Below are 16,606 nucleotides of genomic sequence, written 5' to 3'. Positions count from 1 at the left end.
GAACATTCATTTTAACTTTAATCAATTATTAGAGCTCCCTTTTGAGAAAAAGTTTGATTCACTAATAGTATACATGAAAAAGGTTTATTAAGGGTATAGGCTAATTAGATTTAAAAGTAAAAAGGGAACAATAGGGGATATGTTTTACTAGGTTATTCGTCTAGGATAGACATTAGTCGGGGACACCGAATTAGATGAAATGGTGTAACTCTATGTCATATCCAAAAAAGGGGGAGAATTATGAGCAGAGAGGAGTTTTTAGGATTGCAAGCTGAATGCATGATGTTATTTCAATCAAATCCATATATGACTGAATCGGTCGAGGGGATCGGGACCAGACTCGGAAGAAAAAAGGAAGAATTATATCCAATATTGGATTTATTAGTGAAGCAGGGTATCGTGCAATTGATGGGAAAAGAACCAACTCCTTTATATCGTTACAGTGAGCCAGTAATTATTACGGAATTTGATAGTGATGAAGCTGATGGTATATGAAACAAAGTAATGAATTGCTTGAGGAATTAATAGATATTTATGCTAGACGTTATGAGTTGTCCGTGTTAATTACTGATGATAAAGGAGAACTTCTTTTACCCGCAAAAGGCAATAATACCTTATTCAATACACTAATACATGTAGAACAAGATGATTTATATCATAAGATTAAGGAAAACATAAACGACATAGGTATCATTACCAGGCCATTATTTTATGAATTATGGCCTGGTATTTACACGATTGTTGCTCCTATTACTAATCAGCACTATTTATGGGCGGGACTATTGCTGCAAGAGGATACACAGCAGCTTATTAGTAATCAGTTGCAGAATACTGCTAGTCATATAGACTGGGTGGGTATTGTAGAAAATACACCCGTAATGAATGAAACGAAAAAGATAGGTTGGCAACAGTGGATGAATAAGCTAGTGAAGCTAACTAACTTGTGTATTAAAGAAGGTGCAGGAAGCGGTTTTGGTCCGAAAACCCAAGTGCTTTTTGAAGTGTTTCAAGATGAGGATTCAGATATGGATAAGTTACTTAATAAATTTCGTATGGAGAGTATGGAATATGACTTTTTTGGGCTTGCTGAAAAACAAGAAGAGGAACTGTATCAAGTAACTAGTATATCAGGAAATGACAAAATGGGAGGAGCACGTTTTTCGTTAGGCGAAGGTTTTCTTGGCCGCGTGCTTTTAAATAATAAAAGTGAGTTCTGGGAGTCGATTGAAAAAGATCCGCGTACTATTTTTTTTCAAAGGTATAATTTATATATCAAATCATTATTTGCATTTCCCGTTAAACATATAGATGGTTCCTTAGCATTGTTTTTTGGAGGAAGTGTATCGAATCATAAAGTCAGTAAAAATGAAATGGAAGTTGCTAAGATAATGGCACTTATCCTGGAAAAGAACTTACAAACTAGAGAACTGCGAAAGGAAAATACTCAGCAGCTTTATCGTCTTTCATCATTAGTTGAAGTATGTAAGCTAATGGCATCCATCCCGGATTATAAGCGAATACTATATTTATTGATTGATATTAGTCTGAGTTTGGTACAAGGTACTTTCGCATCCATTGTATTAAAGGATTTAAAGAGTGAAAAGGTTCAATTAGTATCCCGCGGAAGTGACCGGGAACAAATAAGTGTATATGCTCGTGATGTGATTAAGAGGTATTATAGAAGTTCACTTGAGAATTCATTTGAAATAGGAATAAAAAAAGCAGATGAATATGCCTTCCCAGAGTCTTCAATAATTGAATGTCCGCTATACTACAATGATGCTTTACTAGGAGTGTTATCTGTTGGTATAGATGGGATATCAGAAAAGGAAGTTACTGAACAACTTAGGTTTTTGGAAACATTATCAATTATGGGTGGGGTATCATTGCAATTGGCGAAGGAGGAAAGTATAGATGTAGAGGATGAAAAAGTCTGCTCACTTCACCATGCTATTGAACAATTTGACCAGGAAGCGTATGATACAGCAAAGAAAGCAGCAAAGATTGCAGGAGATTTTGCTGGAAAACAAGGACTGACAGTTTCAGCAATTAAGGATATTATCCAAACCTGTCAACTCTCTATTTATTCGTATGATTTTATAAAAATGAATGTTGAATCCGAAAATATTGCAGCTATAGCTGGGCAAGGTAAATCATTGCTAGAGAAAAAAGATACTACCAAATGGCAGGAATCTACCATGGAAGTTAAATTGTTTACACTTGCTTATTCGTATGCGAAAGAAAATGATTTAAGAGAAATTGCTGTTTTTAAGCAGGTAGATGATATGGTTAAGGAATTTATTAATTTTATACATGAAAGTCAGGTGGTTGAAGAAGAAATTTCTTTAACCGAAGATATCTTAAATAATCAAGAACTCTTATCTGTTACTAGTACTGTTAAACAACTGAAGTTGTCTCCCAGGGAACAAGAAGTACTTGAATTAGTAATAGAGGGATTAAATAACCGTGAAATTGCTGAAGAGCTTTTCATTAGTGGACATACTGTGAAAAACCATGTAACCAAAATCTTTCGGAAGCTAGAGGTTCCTGACCGCGCACATGCAATTTCGAAAGTCTATCAAATGAAATACAAATCAGGATAAGCCTTCCTATACGGAGGGCTTTTTTTATTCGGTAGGTATTTCGTAATAGGAACGATTGATAGTTATGTGCTTTATAGGAGTGCGTTCCTATTAAATATATAAAATGAATAACAGGAACAGTGGGGGATATTTTTAGTGTCTTATTCCATGCATAATAGGGATTGTAAGTTGGTCAACAAGTTATACCACACCACGAAGAACGGGAGGTGCAAGACATCAAATTAATTAATGTCCGTACAGATGAGGTAATTGCTGAAGATATAAAAGGAGCTTATACATTCTGGACCCGGTTTAAAGGATTAATGCTGACGAAGAGTATGCCGGAAAAAACAGGCCTTCATATTTCTCCTTGTGCATCGATTCATACGTTTTTCATGAAATACAGTATTGATCTTATTTATCTTAATAAAGAAAATAAGATCGTAGGAATCGAAGAAGATCTGAAACCAGGTAAAATTGGCAAACGATTTTCAGGTGCATATTCAGTAGTTGAATTACCCGCTGGGACATTTAGAAATACACCCACGTTCAGTGGTCAAGCTGTAGAATTTGTTGGCAGGGGTTACGAGAAAGTCAAATAGACAATATAACAAAAACATATATTAAGGGAGAGATTTTAATGTTAAACAAAATCAAAGGATTATTTATAGAAGAGAAAGGTCAAGGGATGACTGAGTATGGGTTGATTTTAGGGTTGATAGCAGTAGTAGTTATTGTGGCACTAACAGCATTGGGTGGAGAAGTCAATACTATTTTTGAAGACATAGTAAATAAGTTTAAAGGTACTGAAGCTACTGGTTAAAATTAAAAGGACCCTGCCAAGGGTCCTTTTATAAAGATTAACTATCAAACTATGAATGAAGGGATGGACCATATGATAGATATTTTCCTTATTATTATTTTGCTAATCTGTTTAGTTACTGATATTAAAAGCAGAAAAATTTACAACAAAGTGATTTATCCTGCCTTACTTGCTACCTTTATCTTTCAGTTTTCCATGGGCGGCTGGGAAGGACTCAGCCATTCTTTCATTGGTTTTTTGATAGGATTTGGATTATTACTTATACCTTATTTTATGGGAGGTATGGGGGCAGGAGATGTAAAACTGCTTGCCTTAATTGGAGCGATGAAAGGATCTGCTTTCGTCTTTCAATCCTTTTTATATATAGCAATTATTGGTGCATTAATGGCTATTGCTATCATTTTACTTCGCCGGGGCATGCTGAAATCAATGCTTTATTACGTATCCAGCCTAAAAAGTGGGGTTGTGCTTAAGGGCGGTGTTTCCAGAGGTTCAATAACAGCCACTTACCCATATGGCGTTGCCATCGCGGGTGGCGCATTTCTTGGGCTGGCTTTTCAGGGTGTGAGTTTTCTGTGATCAGGAAACAAGATGGTCAGTCACTTGTAGAGTTCGCTCTGGTACTGCCGCTGTTATTGATGCTGCTTGTAGGAATCTTTGATTTTGGAAGGATATTATACATTCATTTACAGTTGGAACTGGTCACTCAGGAAACAGTTCGAATGGGTGGTTTGGGCCGGAGTGATACAGAAATTAGATCGTATGCGGTTAATGAGTTTAAATCAGGAGATTCTAGCAAATTGAATGTCACCATTACACCAGAAGAAGGAACCCGGAAAGCGGGAGATTATGTAACGATAACGATAGCTTATCCAGAGGAATTCTTAAATGTGCTTGGTGAAGCTGCCATACCTTATACAGTGAAAACAAGTTCTACGATCCGGGTCGAATGAGGTGAAGAAGATGGGCGGTTTATATCGTAAATTTCAAAAAGACCAACAAGGAAATGCATTGATACTAGTTGCACTGGCGATGGGTGCACTACTTCTCGCAATAGGTCTGGTCATTGATGGCGGTAATTTATTTGTAACTAAAAGTCATCTGCAGAAAACAGCTAACGCTGCAGCTTTGTCAGGTGCACAGGAAATTGTTAACTCAGAAGGTTCAGTTGCTGCGGTAGTGGATGAAATACTTGTATCACATCAGGAGCAGGAAAGTCTGGCCCATTTAAATATAGAAGAAAATTCACAAGTCCATGTCGAATTAAAGAAGGATGTCCCGCTGTTCTTTGCTACTTTGTTTGGAATCGAATCTGTCCCTATTCAAGCGGATGCCAAGGCCGGATTGAATCCAATGGGACGAGCAAAAGGAGCTGTACCGCTTGGAATTGATGAAACAGTAGATTTAGTTTACGGGGACACCTATGCACTTAAGGTGGATGCCGGTGACTCAGTAAGTGGTAATTTTGGTGTACTTGCATTGGAAGGACCAGGGGCAAAATTATATGGTGATAGTTTAACACATGGGTTTGATGATAATTTGCAGGTGGGCGATATCATCAATACACAAACAGGTAATATTGCAGGCGCGACGAGAACTGGAATTAATTATCGTATCGATAATTGTCCGTATCCGGATGGGGAGTACGAGGTTAGGGAGTGCCCAAGAGTAATGCTGGTAATTGTTTATAAACCACATAGTCAAACAACAAATCAATTGAAAAGTGTGGAAATAACCGGATTTGCTTATTTTTATGTTACTGATCGGATGAAAGATAATGACGATTCTATTAAAGGCATTTTCATTAAACGTGCAGGACCAGGCTTAACCGGAGAGAACAGCCCACATGATCGCGGTGCATATGCGATTAAATTAATGGAGTAGGGGATTTACTATGAAACCTAAAAAGATACTTTTATTAGCCTTATTTTCAGGTATCATAACAACGATATTATTTTATTCATTTATAAATAATGAAGTCTCGCAAACGAATACAGAACCAATTGTGGAAATGACGCAGGTGATTGTGGCAGTGGAAGACATACCAGGAGATAAACAGATTACAGAGGAACTTGTATCTTCAAAAGAGATACCGGAAGATCAGGTTCATCCAGAGATGATAAAGGATGTAAGTGTGGCGATTAACCACTATACCTCTACTGACATTAAACAGGGTGAAATATTAATGAATCATCGGATGCAGCAGAAAGAGGAAGAAAAAAAGGTTGTATCCCGAAAAATAAATGAAGGAAATAGAGCTGTTTCGATAGATGTTACGTATGTTACTGGCGTTTCTAATTTAATTCAACCAGAGGATTATGTGGATGTTGTATGGAGTGAAGGATTGGAAACGGGAGTGATTTTAGAAAAAGTACGTGTACTGGCAGTTGGTCAGCGTATGACCGAGGTTGACTCAGAAGGAACAGAAGTCTTGTATCAGGCTGTTACACTGGAGCTTGAACAGGATGATACGGTAACTATTATAAATGCAAATGGGCGTGGAGAACTTCAGCTGACCTTGTACAGTAGGTCCGATTTGATTGAAGAAGCAGAGAACGAAACAACTAAGAAAGATGCTGAGACAGCGGGGGAAAAGGAAACAGTAACTCCCAGTGAAATAATTACTGTTCCTGAAAACTCGGTTATTCGCAAGTCACCGAATCTATCAGCATCTCCTATCGAAGTTGTAACAAAAGAAACTTCATTAGTTCTTTTAGACAAGCAGGAAAAAGATGAGGATGGCCGTATCTGGCTTCAGGTAGAAACTGCTGGTCAAGAAAAAGGGTGGATCAGCAGCCGGATAGTTAGAAATAAAGAGGAGTAATCGACTATGGTGAGCCCAAAGATGAATAATAGCAAATTAATCGTAGTTTGCAGTGCTACCGGTGGAGTTGGAAGAACAGCAATAACTGTTAATTTGGCGACAGCCTTAGCAAGACAAAGTCTTAAGGTTCGTGTAATCGATACAGATTTTCAATTTGGCGATATTTCATTAGCATTCGATCTTCACCCAAACCATAGCATCAAGGAAGTTGCAGAGCGAAAAGATATTGAAAATGTTAAAGCCTATTTATTAAACCATGAGTCAGGTGTTGATGTTTTGCCTGCACCTGACCGTCCAGAATATGCTGAATTAATCACGGCCGATTTTTTAAATGAGATTATTGATACCCTACAGGAAGATTCAGAGATCCTATTGGTGGAAACACAGGCAGGATTAAATGAGCTCACAATTCAACTGATGGAGAAAGCAGATCAGATACTGGTTATAGGTACACCACGAATGGCATCATTAAAAAACAGCAAACTTTTTATAGAAACGCTGGATATGCTTCATTTAAAAGATAAAGCTCGTTTAGTTATTAATAAACTTACGTCTCCTGCAGTTATTAAACCAAATACTATACCTGAACTGACAAAGATCGAAAGAATAACCTTCTTACCATATGAGGAAAAGCAGATGGATCGTTCCTTAGACTTAGGAAAACCACTTATTACGATGAATCCAAAGCTGGCATTTTCCAAAGAAGTAGAAAAACTTGCCGCTCTGCTAGATATAAATAGGCAAGGTGCTGAGAATAAAAAAACTAAAAAAGCGGGTTTATTTTCCAAAGTTAAGATGAAGGACAAAAATAAGGATAAGGTAAAGGGGAGTCAACGATGAGTTTACTAGCCAGACTTCAATCGAAGAGTCAAGAAGAAACAGGAGAACGAGCTGTATTGGATAAAACAGAAGAAGCTGCCGTTTCTTTAGAGAAAGTACAGCAAAGCGAACCGGTTCCTCTCCCACCGACGCCTGCACCTTCTCGTGATTATATGGAACTTAAAAACCTGATATTTAAATATATTCTTAAAGAACGTAATGAAGAGGAAATTGACGAAATTGTATCTGATCTGGATTCAATTATTTCTGAAATATTGAAAGAAAATGAAGGATTAACTAATATTAAGGATTGGCGAAGCCTTAAAGAAGAAATAAAAAATGACCTGACAGGGTATGGTCCCATCAACCCACTGTTATTAGATGAGAGTGTATCTGAGGTTATGGTTAATGGACCAAACTATGTATACGCTGAACGAAAAGGGAAGCTGGAGTTGACAAATATTAAATTTCGCGACAATGAGCATGTAATGGCGGTCCTTGAAAAGATAGTGGCTCCACTTGGCAGAAGGATTGATGAAACCAGTCCAATGGTGGATGCAAGATTACAGGATGGCTCTCGTGTTAATGCGATTATACCTCCATTGGCATTGGGCGGACCGACAATAACGATCCGTAAATTTTCCAAAGATCCTTTTACAATTCATGATTTAGTTCGTTTTGGAACGTTAACTGAAGAAATGGCTAATTTCATGAAAGCATGTGTTGAATCTAAATTAAATATTTTTGTAAGCGGGGGAACTGGATCAGGAAAAACTACAACCCTGAATGTATTATCATCTTTTATTTCTGATAAAGACCGAATTGTAACCATAGAAGATGCAGCCGAGCTTCAGCTTGGTCAGGAACATGTTATATCTTTGGAAACAAGGCCGCCTAATATTGAAGGAAAAGGGACAATCACGATTCGTGATCTTGTTCGGAATTCACTGCGTATGCGCCCAGACCGAATAGTAATAGGTGAGGTGCGAAGCGGGGAAGCGTTGGACATGTTGCAGGCAATGAACACTGGGCATGACGGATCTCTTGCAACGGGTCACTCGAACAGTCCGCGGGATATGGTTGCCAGGTTAGAAACCATGGTTCTGATGGCAGGAATGGAATTACCGATAAAGGCAATTCGAGAACAAATCGCAGGTGCATTGGATGTGATTATCCAGCAGTCAAGACTAAAGGATGGTACCCGTAGAATTACCAACATAACAGAAGTGCAAGGTTTAGAAGGTGAGATTATTGTATTGCAGGATATTTTTACATTTAAACAATCTGGTATTGATGAAAATGGAAAAATACTAGGGAAACTTGTACCAACAGGTATACGACCAAAATTCTATGAGCGAATGGAGTATGAAGGTATACATCTTCCTGCATCTATATTTTCTGAAAAGGTGGAGTAATACGTATGAGAGAGATACTATTCATTTTCATGTTTTTGTCTATATTCCTAGTTCTCCTTGCTCTAAGTTTCAGTCGAAAAACGACGCATACCACGGTTGAATCAGAAATGAAGAAAAAAAGTACAATACGAGATACATTAAAACAAGCAAACCAGAAACTTACAATCCTATTATTAAAGAACAAAAAGAAAAGTAAAAAGAAGACGAACCTGGAACAGAGTTTAAGTGTAGCGGGTATCCCTGTTAAACCTGAAGAATTCTTAGCATTTCAATGGTTAGGAGCTATTTTTACTGGAGGGCTCTTACATCTATTAACGAGCAATTTTCTATTATCTTTTTTCGGATTGGTTCTGGGATATTCACTACCAACAATTTGGCTGAAAAGAAAACAGGAAAAACGAATCAAGCAATTTAATGCCGGATTACCTAGCATGATAACTTCCATTACGGGTTCATTAAGAGCGGGCTTTAGTTTGCCACAATCATTGCAGATGGTGGCAGAAGAATCCTATTCCCCCATTAAGGAAGAAGTTGAACACGTATTATTGACGATGCGATATGGTACTAGTTTAGAGGGTGCGTTAACTGAATGGAAGAACAGAATGCCAAGCAACGATTTAGGTCTATTGATCGAAGCAATAATTATTCAACGTCAAGTGGGTGGAAATCTTGCCTATTTGCTTAATAAGATTGTAGAGACGATAAGGGAGAGGTCCAAGATTGAAAATCAAATTAAAACCTTAACAGCGCAGGGACGGTTGTCCGGAGTTGTTATTAGTTTATTACCAGTTGCTCTTGGTTTTATTATTTATTTAATGAATCCCGAATATATTGGAACACTATTCACAAACCCTATAGGACAAGCTATGTTGGGAGCAGCACTTATAGGGGGTATCATCGGATTTTTTATGATACGTAAAATAACCACAATTGAGGTGTAATTATGCTGGCGTTATATACAAGCTTCTTTATATTTATATGTCTGATCTCCTATGCAGTAATTGGCATGCAGGCGGAAAGAAAAGGGCATATCAATAAAAGAATACAAAGCTATTTTGTCATGAACACACCTAATAATCAATTGGACATTGCGGAGGAAGAAAGCACGTTTTTCGAGCGTGTTGTTCAACCTGTTTGGACCTCTTTAACAAGGAAATATAATAAAAGATTGGGTAGAGAAGAAAAATCAAAGCTTGAAAGTACTCTATTACAAGCAGGGGAGCCATTTGGTTTAGGTCCAGTAGAATTTAAGTTGGCTAAGACTGTTTTGCTTATTGTGATCCCATTGTTTGGAATACTATATGGCTTGCTGCTAGGTTTGGGAACAGCAGCAATGTTACTGGTTGCTGTACTTGGTTCAGCAGTGGGTATTTTTCTGCCAAATTGTTATTTAAAAATGAAGATCAAAAAAAGAAGTAGATTTGCTGGGAGAGAGCTTCCTGAAATACTGGATTTATTAACAATGAGTTTGGAAGCAGGACTTGGTTTCGATGCAGCATTAAGTCAATTAGTTTCCAAGAAAAAGGGCGAAATTATTAGGGAATTCAAGATTTGTTTAGAAGAGATGCGTTTAGGCAAAACAAGAAAAGAAGCGTTAAACGCGATAAATGATCGACTTGTCTCTGAAGAATTAAGGTCATTGATATATAATATTGTACAAGCAGAGAAATTGGGGATTGGTATGGTTTCTGTTCTACGCGTGCAGACAGAAGACATACGTGAATTTAGAAGACAAAAGGCTGAAGAATCTGCTATGAAAGCACCTATTAAAATGATGTTTCCACTGGTATTATTTATTTTTCCTACGCTATTTATTATATTATTGGGACCTGCAATGCTTCAACTCTTGGAAGCCTTCTAACTAAATTGAAAACATAGTGCAGTCACTCGGAACCATTGAGAATAGTTTCGAGTGACAGGCACCTCTACCTTATACTGTTTTCGGTACTTGATTAAAGCAGCGTTGATAGATCCATTTGTAATTCTTTTCAGTAAGGTCACGTGGATTGCCGATTGTTTGTGGATCCTTCATTGCTTCTTTTGAAAGTCTGTCGATCATGTCTGGTGAAACTCCTTGTTCTTCCAAGTCAGGGATATCAAGGTCTTCTGCTAATCTGTACATTTCAGTAACAGATGCTTTGGCAGCTTCTTCTATGGTCATGTTGAACGTGTTAACACCTAATGCTTGTGCAATTCGAGCGAATTTATCAGGATGTCCTTTCCAGTTATATTCCATAACGGGTCCCATCATTGTTGCAACACACTGACCATGAGCTACTGGAATGATTCCGCCTAGAGTTTGTGACATAGCATGAGCTGCACCAGCTGATTCACTACCATAAGATAGTCCTGCTAACATTGCAGCTTGCGCCATTCCGTAACGAGCTTCGATATCTGAACCATCAGAGTAGGCACGACGGATGTATTTTCCTACATATTCGATTGCCAGTAAGGCCACTGCATCGGTAACAGGTTGCGCATAGTGCATAGTGTAACATTCGATAGCATGTGCTAATGCATCAATGCCAGTCATAGCTGTTACATGTGGAGGCATAGATACATGCAGCTCGGGATCCAAAATAGTTAAATGTGCTGCAATTAATGGTCCGCCAGTGTTGAATTTAAATTCACGTTCTTCATCTGTGATAACCGCCCATTGTGTTACTTCAGAGCCAGTTCCAGCAGTTGTTGGAATAGTTGTTAATGGTGGGATACGATTTTCTAAAGGCTTTTTGCCATCAGCCGCTTCATAATCCAATACAGAACCTTCATGTGTTGCTTCTACACCGATTCCTTTAGCGGTATCCATAGAGCTCCCGCCCCCAACAGCTACCAGGCCATCACAATTTTCTTCTTTATATACACGGGATCCTTCAGCGATTAAACGTACTGGTGGGTTTGGTTCCACCTTGTTGAATACAACTACTTCAACACCAGCTTCTTTTAAGTGTTTAACTACTGGATCTGTAACGCCAGCTTTATAGATTCCCGGATCTGTTACTAAAAGAGCTTTTGTTACACCAAGATTTTTAACTTCTTCACCGATGTGTTTGATCGATCCAATACCATGCTTGATAGCAGTTGGTAATTCGAATTGATGGAACCCGTACATTTGCTCAACTTTCATATTTAAACTCATAATAAATTCCTCCTGATATAATGTTTTTTTAAAAAAATTGGTTTAAAATGCTCTTATAATTGAGATCTTAGAACCACCCGATCGATTCTGGTTTGAGATTATGGAAAATATGTTTGGTCTCGGTATATTCTTCCATACCTAATCTTCCTAGTTCACGCCCGATACCAGACTGTTTAAATCCACCCCATGGTGCATGAGGGAAGTACAGGTTAAAGTCATTGATCCAAACGGTGCCCATGCGCATTTTTGCAACACAGCGTTCAGCTTTTGCGATATCTTTTGTCCAAACACCGCCAGCTAAACCATAGATAGAATCATTTGCTAGTTTAATAGCTTCCTCTTCTGTGTTGAATGTTTCTATTGTAATAACCGGGCCGAATCCTTCATCCTGTACGACTTTCATGTCTGTCGTACAGTTTGTGAGAATGGTGGGTAAGTAGAAAAATCCATTCTGCAGATCAGGATCCTCAGGACGTTTGCCACCAGTTACAACTGCTGCACCTTCTTTGATTCCGTTTTCTACATAATTAGCGACTTTATTTAAGTGTTCCTGTGAAATCATTGGACCCATTTGAGTAGATTTATCAAATCCACTGCCAAGTTTAATCTTATTTACTCGTTTGCTAAGTGCATCGACAAAGCTATCATGGATAGATTTTTCAACAATAACCCTCGTTCCGGCGGAGCAAATCTGCCCTGCATGAAAGAAAACGGCGTTCATTGCCTGGTCGACTGCAACTTCGAAGTCAGCGTCAGCGAATATGATATTAGGGTTTTTACCACCCAGTTCCAGGGCAATTTTTTTCACATTGGAACTTGCTGCCTGCATGATTTTTTTGCCTGTGTCAATTCCGCCAGTAAATGAAACTAAGTCCACGTCTGTGTTTGCTGAAAGCTCTGCCCCTACTGAATTTCCTGCTCCCAGTACGAGATTAACAACGCCTTTAGGTACACCCGCTTCTTCCATTAATTCAAATACTTTAATGGTCGTAAGTGGTGTGATTTCACTTGGCTTCATAATTAATGTGTTACCAGTTGCTAGTGCTGGTGCCAGTTTCCATGATGCCTGCAAAAGAGGATAGTTCCATGGAGTAATTTGTGCACATACACCGACAGGTTCGTGAACCACCTTACTTACGGAGTTCGGGATAGGGGAGTTAATAATCTCTCCACCGTCTTTATCCGCAAGTTCTGCATAGTAACGGAATACGCCAGCGATATCATCCATATCCCCACGGCTTTCTTCAACTGTCTTTCCAGTATCAAGTGATTCCAGTTCAGCTAATTCTTCTTTATCCCTTAAGATAAATTCAGCAATTTTATTTACGATATGTGCTCTTTCTGTCGCTGGTGTGGTTGACCATTCCCCAAGATCAAACGCCTTTCTTGCTGCAGAAATGGCATCCTCCGTATCAGTCTCATCACTTTCAGTTACTTGTGCAATTACTTCCTGATTGAAAGGATTAATGATATCTCTTACCTTATTTGAATTGGAATGTACCCATTCACCATTAATAAATTGTCTTTTAACAGTCAAAGCATTCCCTCCTTTAAAGTTTTCGTTAAGTTTGTTAAGAAAATATTTAACGTATTGAACAAATTAAATGTAACATGTGCAATTTTCTTTGTCAAAAGAAAAAATTTATATAGTTTTTCTTCATCTAATAGTAAAAAATAGCTGAACGGGGATTCTATTTTTCATTTGACATTTTTATTTAAGACGTTAACATTAAGTCTGTACAGAAAATATTTAATGTATTTAACAATTAAAACAAAGAGGTGATCTAATGGCTGATTCCACAGATGAAAAAGCAATTGAAAAGATGGAGATGGCTAAAGGTGAAGTCATTGATGCTATATCCGAAACAATGGACTTATATGGTGTGACGCCATCAGCAGGCAATTTGTATGCCACGATGTATTTCAAAGGTCACATGAACTTGGATGAAATGCGAGAAGAACTTGGCATGAGTAAACCAAGTATGAGTACAAGTGTCCGCAAATTACAGGAAATAGATATGGTAAAAAAAGTTTTCCAACGTGGCTCCCGAAAACACACGTACATGGCTGAAAAAGATTTCTTCCGTTCCTTTATGTCATTCTACTGTCAAATGTGGGATCGGGAAGTGAAAATGAATATGGAAGCAATAAAAGCAGCCGAAGTACATCTTTCTGAAATAGCGGATGATGATACTGTTACAGCTGAGATAAGGGAAGAGGCACAGGCGCATTACGATATGCTGGAAAAATCTAAAGTTTATTATCACTGGCTGGCAGATCTGACAGCAAGTATACGCAGTGAAGAAATCTTTGAGTTTTTACCTAAAGAACAACAAGAGAAGAAATAAAAGAGCATAGAGAGAGGGAAATAAATGTTTTTTAAATATGGGAAGGTTTTTGTTTTAAGTATTATATTAATTATGGTGTTGGCTGCATGTGGTGAAGATACGGCAACTGAAAATAGTGAGTCAGCTGGAGAAGGTGAAACAAAAACAATTGAAATGGGACAAATCAGCTGGGCAGAGAATATTGCAGTAACGAATATGTGGAAAGTTATTTTAGAGGATAAAGGATACGAGGTAAACTTCAATTTACTTGATATGGGTACGACTATGGCAGCCTTGTCAACTAATGAACTTGATATAGGGCTTGAGGTGTGGCTTCCCGTTCAGGATGCGAATTATTTGGAGCAATACGAAGATGATGTGAATTTCTCTGATGAGGTATGGTATGAGAATGCAAAAGTTGGCTTAGTTGTACCTACTTATATGGAAGACGTTAACAGTGTTGAAGATCTTAATGAACATAAAGAGTTATTTGATGGACAGATTACAGGATTCGAACCAGGTGCAGGTACAATGGAAGTAACAGAAGATCTAATTGAGGAATATGACCTTGACTTCGAACTGCTTCCAAGCTCTGAACCTGCGATGCTGACTGAAATCAGTGAGGCAATTAAAGCGAAGGAGCCCATCGTAGCTCCATTGTGGAATCCACATCGTGTGTTCTCTGAACATGATTTGAAGTACTTGGATGACCCAAAAAATACGTACGGTGATGTAGAACAAATTCATCATGCAACCAGACATGGCTTTGAGGATGACTTTGAAGAAGTAGACACATGGATGAAGAATTGGAATATGGATGATGAATCTATTGGTGAATTAATGAGCTACGTGAGCGAAGCCGAGGAACCAATTGACGGTGCAGAAAAATGGGTTGAAGAGAATCAGGACCTTATTGATGAATGGGTGAACTAGTTAACAATAAAAAGCCAGCGCCGAACCTTCTGTAAAAGAGGTCAGCGCTGGTTTTTTTATTTCAAGTAATACACTCTTGTTTCATATGGTTTCAAGGTGATCAAATGCCTAAAATAGAGAGTACTGGTTTTATAATTTCCAATTAATAAATGTTTTTCATTATACATGTTTATTTCCTCAGGTACTGTGAAATCAATATCATTTGCAGTGAAGTTACTTGCTATCAATAGACACTCGCTTTCATATTTTCTAGTATAAGCAAAAATTTCCTCACTATCTGGAAGTAGTAATTGATAGCTGCCATGGACAATAATATCGTGTTTTTTCCGTAAGGCTATTAACTGTCGGTAGTAATGATAAATGGAATCAGGATCAGCAACAGCCTGTTCGGCGTTGATGGGTGGATAATTTGGATTGACCGCTAACCATGGTGTTCCTTCTGTAAATCCAGCATGTTTAGTAGAATCCCATTGCATAGGTGTTCTTGCGTTATCTCGTGATTTAACATAGATTGCCTGCATTAACTCAGCAGGATTTGCACCATCTTTGATTTTTTCGTGATACATATTTAGTGTCTCAATGTCCTGGTAGTCAGAAATAGAATCAAATTGAACATTAGTCATGCCGATTTCCTCACCTTGATAGATATAGGGGGTTCCTTTCATCATGTGCAGTGTAGTTGCCAGCATTTTTGCTGATTCCATGCGATACGTAGTGTCATTGCCGAACCGAGAGACTACACGCGGTTGATCATGATTATTCCAATAAAGACTATTCCAGCCATCATGCTCAAGTGCTGTTTGCCATTTTGATAGAATCTTTTTTAATTCAACGAGTGACCATGGCTTAACATCCCATTTACCTCCCGCTCCAGAATCAATATCCATGTGCTCAAAATGAAAAACCATATCCAGTTCATTACGATTTTTCCCTGTGTATAATTGTCCTTCTTCAGGAGTAGCACCAGGCATTTCACCGACAGTCATGATGTCATAGTTGGACAGGACCTTTTGATTCATTTCCTGTAAGTAGTCATGGATCTTTGGTCCGTTCATGAAATAGGTATGTCCGGATACATATTTTTTCCCTTCTACAGGCTCGCCATCTGGAAATCGCTGATCCTTGGAAATAAAATTGATAACATCCATGCGAAAACCGTCAATTCCTTTATCGAGCCACCATTTGATCATACTAAATAGTTCTTCGCGCAATACAGGATTTTCCCAGTTTAAATCAGGCTGCTTTTTGGAAAATAAATGCAGGAAATAATCACCGGTTGCTTCATTGTAATCCCAGGCAGAGCCACCAAATGCAGCCTCCCAGTTATTCGGTTCTGCTCCATCCTTGCCCGGCCGCCATATATAGTAATCTCTGTAAGGGTTATCCTTTGAATTACGCGATTCGGCAAACCAGTGATGCTCATCTGATGAGTGATTAATAACGAGATCCATGATCAGTTTCATGTCACGTTTATGAATCTCATTTAACATGTGATCCCAGTCTTCCATGGTGCCGAAATCTTTCATGATCTTCTGATAGTCACTAATGTCATACCCGTTATCGTCGTTAGGTGATTCGTAGACGGGAGATAGCCAGATTACATCAATCCCTAGCTTTTTCAAGTAATCTAGCTTCTCGGTAATTCCATTAATATCGCCGATCCCATCATTATTGCTGTCATTAAAACTTCGTGGGTATATTTGATACACAACACTTTCCTTCCACCATTGTTTTGTCATGTTGA

General features: G+C 38.3%; 17 protein-coding genes. 14 read left to right on the top strand and 3 right to left on the bottom strand.

The window, feature by feature from the left end; genetic code table 11:
* Window positions 1-240 precede the first annotated feature (240 nt).
* The 12 genes from QGM71_RS05575 to QGM71_RS05520 all read left to right on the top strand — a co-directional run bounded on the left by QGM71_RS05575 (window position 241) and on the right by QGM71_RS05520 (window position 10,324).
* On the top strand, window positions 241-495 hold the full coding sequence (locus tag QGM71_RS05575; RefSeq protein WP_327606541.1) for a hypothetical protein: 255 nt from the start codon (window positions 241-243) through the stop codon (window positions 493-495).
* A complete protein-coding gene (locus QGM71_RS05570) occupies window positions 492-2,603 on the top strand; it encodes a LuxR C-terminal-related transcriptional regulator (RefSeq protein ID WP_327606540.1) in 2,112 nt (703 codons plus the stop codon). Before QGM71_RS05575 ends, QGM71_RS05570 begins: the two co-directional genes overlap by 4 nt.
* 206 nt (window positions 2,604-2,809) lie before the next feature.
* On the top strand, window positions 2,810-3,184 hold the full coding sequence (locus QGM71_RS05565; protein WP_327606539.1) for a DUF192 domain-containing protein: 375 nt from the start codon (window positions 2,810-2,812) through the stop codon (window positions 3,182-3,184).
* Window positions 3,185-3,222: 38 nt separating this feature from the next.
* The gene (locus tag QGM71_RS05560; RefSeq protein WP_327606538.1) at window positions 3,223-3,405 is read left to right on the top strand and encodes a Flp family type IVb pilin; all 183 of its coding nucleotides are present in this window, start codon (window positions 3,223-3,225) and stop codon (window positions 3,403-3,405) included.
* 72 nt (window positions 3,406-3,477) lie between these two features.
* Window positions 3,478-3,984: an A24 family peptidase gene (locus QGM71_RS05555; protein WP_327606537.1), complete on the top strand. Its 507-nt coding sequence runs from the start codon at window positions 3,478-3,480 to the stop codon at window positions 3,982-3,984.
* Window positions 3,981-4,358, top strand: coding sequence for a TadE/TadG family type IV pilus assembly protein (locus QGM71_RS05550; RefSeq protein WP_327606536.1), 378 nt, complete (start codon window positions 3,981-3,983; stop codon window positions 4,356-4,358). The genes QGM71_RS05555 and QGM71_RS05550 overlap by 4 nt, the downstream gene beginning before the upstream one ends.
* A gap of 10 nt (window positions 4,359-4,368) precedes the next feature.
* Window positions 4,369-5,289, top strand: a complete 921-nt coding sequence (locus QGM71_RS05545; protein ID WP_327606535.1) for a pilus assembly protein TadG-related protein — start codon at window positions 4,369-4,371, stop codon at window positions 5,287-5,289.
* A gap of 10 nt (window positions 5,290-5,299) precedes the next feature.
* Window positions 5,300-6,229, top strand: coding sequence for a Flp pilus assembly protein CpaB (gene cpaB, locus QGM71_RS05540; RefSeq protein WP_327606534.1), 930 nt, complete (start codon window positions 5,300-5,302; stop codon window positions 6,227-6,229).
* Between the two features lie 6 nt (window positions 6,230-6,235).
* The gene (locus QGM71_RS05535) at window positions 6,236-7,069 is read left to right on the top strand and encodes an AAA family ATPase (RefSeq protein WP_327606533.1); all 834 of its coding nucleotides are present in this window, start codon (window positions 6,236-6,238) and stop codon (window positions 7,067-7,069) included.
* Entirely contained in the window at window positions 7,066-8,463 is a 1,398-nt protein-coding gene (locus QGM71_RS05530; RefSeq protein WP_327606532.1) for a CpaF family protein, read from the top strand. Before QGM71_RS05535 ends, QGM71_RS05530 begins: the two co-directional genes overlap by 4 nt.
* Window positions 8,464-8,468: 5 nt before the next feature.
* Window positions 8,469-9,404 (top strand): type II secretion system F family protein, encoded by a 936-nt coding sequence (locus tag QGM71_RS05525; protein ID WP_327606531.1) that lies wholly within the window; start codon window positions 8,469-8,471, stop codon window positions 9,402-9,404.
* Between the two features lie 2 nt (window positions 9,405-9,406).
* Window positions 9,407-10,324, top strand: coding sequence for a type II secretion system F family protein (locus QGM71_RS05520; protein ID WP_327606530.1), 918 nt, complete (start codon window positions 9,407-9,409; stop codon window positions 10,322-10,324).
* A gap of 69 nt (window positions 10,325-10,393) precedes the next feature.
* On the opposite strand, the gene QGM71_RS05515 is transcribed toward QGM71_RS05520, so the two are convergent.
* Complete coding sequence (locus QGM71_RS05515; protein WP_327606529.1) at window positions 10,394-11,602, bottom strand: iron-containing alcohol dehydrogenase; 1,209 nt, start codon at window positions 11,600-11,602, stop codon at window positions 10,394-10,396.
* 67 nt (window positions 11,603-11,669) lie between these two features.
* Window positions 11,670-13,139, bottom strand: a complete 1,470-nt coding sequence (betB, locus tag QGM71_RS05510; RefSeq protein WP_327606528.1) for a betaine-aldehyde dehydrogenase — start codon at window positions 13,137-13,139, stop codon at window positions 11,670-11,672.
* A gap of 250 nt (window positions 13,140-13,389) precedes the next feature.
* On the opposite strand from betB, the gene cudC reads away from it, so the two are divergent.
* Both cudC and QGM71_RS05500 read left to right on the top strand, forming a co-directional pair.
* On the top strand, window positions 13,390-13,950 hold the full coding sequence (gene cudC / locus QGM71_RS05505) for a choline uptake/conversion transcriptional regulator CudC (protein ID WP_327606527.1): 561 nt from the start codon (window positions 13,390-13,392) through the stop codon (window positions 13,948-13,950).
* Window positions 13,951-13,974: 24 nt separating this feature from the next.
* A complete protein-coding gene (locus QGM71_RS05500) occupies window positions 13,975-14,862 on the top strand; it encodes a glycine betaine ABC transporter substrate-binding protein (protein ID WP_327606526.1) in 888 nt (295 codons plus the stop codon).
* A gap of 56 nt (window positions 14,863-14,918) precedes the next feature.
* Here QGM71_RS05500 and QGM71_RS05495 read toward each other — a convergent pair whose 3' ends face one another.
* The gene (locus QGM71_RS05495) at window positions 14,919-16,601 is read right to left on the bottom strand and encodes a glycoside hydrolase family 13 protein (RefSeq protein WP_327606525.1); all 1,683 of its coding nucleotides are present in this window, start codon (window positions 16,599-16,601) and stop codon (window positions 14,919-14,921) included.
* Window positions 16,602-16,606: the final 5 nt, after the last annotated feature.

Source organism: Virgibacillus tibetensis, from assembly GCF_036026595.1.
Taxonomy (GTDB): Bacteria; Bacillota; Bacilli; order Bacillales; family Amphibacillaceae; genus Virgibacillus_P; species Virgibacillus_P tibetensis.
The sequence above is the reverse complement of the archived record's forward strand: the minus strand, read 5'-3'. Positions and strand labels throughout refer to the sequence as shown.

Bases quoted from the DNA above. Each gene is read 5' to 3' on its own strand.
- QGM71_RS05575 (WP_327606541.1), top strand. From the start codon at position 241: ATGAGCAGAGAGGAGTTTTTAGGATTGCAAGCTGAATGCATGATGTTA.
- QGM71_RS05570 (WP_327606540.1), top strand. From the start codon at position 492: ATGAAACAAAGTAATGAATTGCTTGAGGAATTAATAGATATTTATGCT.
- QGM71_RS05560 (WP_327606538.1), top strand. From the start codon at position 3,223: ATGTTAAACAAAATCAAAGGATTATTTATAGAAGAGAAAGGTCAAGGG.
- QGM71_RS05555 (WP_327606537.1), top strand. From the start codon at position 3,478: ATGATAGATATTTTCCTTATTATTATTTTGCTAATCTGTTTAGTTACT.
- QGM71_RS05545 (WP_327606535.1), top strand. From the start codon at position 4,369: ATGGGCGGTTTATATCGTAAATTTCAAAAAGACCAACAAGGAAATGCA.
- cpaB (WP_327606534.1), top strand. From the start codon at position 5,300: ATGAAACCTAAAAAGATACTTTTATTAGCCTTATTTTCAGGTATCATA.
- QGM71_RS05535 (WP_327606533.1), top strand. From the start codon at position 6,236: ATGGTGAGCCCAAAGATGAATAATAGCAAATTAATCGTAGTTTGCAGT.
- QGM71_RS05530 (WP_327606532.1), top strand. From the start codon at position 7,066: ATGAGTTTACTAGCCAGACTTCAATCGAAGAGTCAAGAAGAAACAGGA.
- QGM71_RS05525 (WP_327606531.1), top strand. From the start codon at position 8,469: ATGAGAGAGATACTATTCATTTTCATGTTTTTGTCTATATTCCTAGTT.
- QGM71_RS05520 (WP_327606530.1), top strand. From the start codon at position 9,407: ATGCTGGCGTTATATACAAGCTTCTTTATATTTATATGTCTGATCTCC.
- QGM71_RS05515 (WP_327606529.1), bottom strand. From the start codon at position 11,602: ATGAGTTTAAATATGAAAGTTGAGCAAATGTACGGGTTCCATCAATTC.
- cudC (WP_327606527.1), top strand. From the start codon at position 13,390: ATGGCTGATTCCACAGATGAAAAAGCAATTGAAAAGATGGAGATGGCT.
- QGM71_RS05500 (WP_327606526.1), top strand. From the start codon at position 13,975: ATGTTTTTTAAATATGGGAAGGTTTTTGTTTTAAGTATTATATTAATT.
- QGM71_RS05495 (WP_327606525.1), bottom strand. From the start codon at position 16,601: ATGACAAAACAATGGTGGAAGGAAAGTGTTGTGTATCAAATATACCCA.